Here is a 1,771-nt window from a genome sequence, read left to right as displayed (position 1 = left end):
GACCAGGCTCGATGACTACAAGCCCTAATTCGTTGGTAGCGGCACCGGTGCGGCTTCTTGGAGCACTGCCGGACCGTTCGAGTACGGGACTGTGACGCCTTCCTGGACCCAGGCTCATTGAGGCCTTCACTGAGAGCGGCGCACGGCCCCAGTGCTCGAGGTGATGGCGGTCGCGTGGACGCCGGGCGGACGACCTATACAAGCCCCGGCCTGCGAGGCCTCTAGGTAGAGCGGTGACGTTCGTCGTCTTCACGGCCGCCATCACCCGCGGCGTATTCACTCGTTGGAGTTGGCGGTGCGAGCCCGTTTCACGGTGACCTCTTACCAATCCCGAGCCTCGAGCTCTGGACAAGACCGAGGCCCGTGGGACGCGCTGGTGCCGCGAACGGCTTGTGAGATGTCGGACCGAAGAGTCCTGGAATTAGGGAGCCGCGTGGCCCGCATGCGCTCGTGACCAGCGCAGATGCCAGCGCCGAAGGGAAGAAGCAACTTGATCTACTGCGGGATCGACTGGGCTGAGAAGCATCACGACGTCGCTCTGATCGACGACACCGGACAGCTGCTGGCCAAGCGCCGCATCACCGACGATATGGCCGGCTACCGGCTGCTGCTGGACCTGCTCGCCGAGTACGGCGACGCGGAAGACGCCCCGATCCCGATCGCCATCGAAACCAGCCGTGGCCTCCTGGTTGCGGCCCTGCGGCAGGGCAATCGGAAGGTCTTCGCGATCAATCCGATGGCTGCTGCCCGTTACCGCGACCGGCACGGCGTCTCCCGCAAGAAGTCCGACCCTGGCGACGCTCTGGTGCTGGCCAACATCCTGCGCACCGATATGCCGATGCACCGGCCGCTGCCGGCCGACTCCGACCTCGCACGCGCCATTGCCGTCCTCGCCCGCGCCCAGCAGGACGCGACCTGGAACCGGCAGCAGATCGCCAACCAGCTCCGCTCGCTGCTGCGCGAGTACTACCCCGCGGCCCTGGACGCCGTCGCCGGATGGACCAACGGACTGTGCCGTCCCGAAGCCCGCGAACTGCTCAAGCTCGCGCCCACCCCGAGCCAGGCCGCCCGGCTCACCCGCGCCCAGCTCCGGTCCGCCCTCAAACGCGCTGGCCGTAGCCGCGGCATCGAAGCCGAGGCCGACCGGCTCCGCGAAGTCTTCCGCGGTGACTACGCGAGCCAGCCGCAGCTGGTCGAAGACGCGCTCGGCAAGCAGGCCTTCGCCCTCCTGCGGCAGTTGGAAGCCGCCTGCCTCGCTGCTGACGAGCTCGCCGAGGCTGTCGAGGAGTCCTTTCCCCAACACCCGGATGCCAAAGTCATCTTGAGCTTCCCCGGTCTCGGGGTCCAGCTCGGCGCCCGGGTGCTGGCTGAGATCGGCGATGACCGCCAGCGGTTCGTCGACGCACGTGGCATGAAGGCCTATGCAGGTTCCGCCCCCGTCACCCGCGCGTCCGGCAAGAAACACCACGTCGGGCGTCGCATGGTCAAGAACGACCGGCTTAACCATGCCGGCTACCTGTGGGCCTTCTCCGCTCTGCGGTCCTCACCCGGCGCGGACGCCCACTACCGGCGCCGACGCGAGCAAGGAGACTGGCACGCGGCCGCCCAGCGACACCTGTTCAACCGCATGATCGGCCAGCTCTACCACTGCCTTCAAGCAGGCGAACTGTTCGACGAACACATCGCCTTCCCCCTCGAACTGACCGCAGCAGCTTGACGACTTGGCATCGTGAGATGTCTACCTCGATCAGCGTTGGCAGGAAGGCTGCAC

1 protein-coding gene is annotated in these 1,771 nt (G+C 67.0%); it reads left to right on the top strand.

Annotated features, from left to right (window positions below; genetic code table 11):
• Nucleotides 1–490: 490 nt before the first annotated feature.
• Nucleotides 491–1,717: an IS110 family RNA-guided transposase gene (locus ACZ4RZ_RS50105; RefSeq protein WP_467754340.1), complete on the top strand. Its 1,227-nt coding sequence runs from the start codon at nt 491–493 to the stop codon at nt 1,715–1,717.
• The last annotated feature ends 54 nt before the right edge of the window (nt 1,718–1,771 follow it).

The organism is Streptomyces sp. NPDC027189, assembly GCF_055566975.1.
Note: the sequence above shows the minus strand (reverse complement) of the source record. Positions and strands in the feature narration are given on the sequence as shown.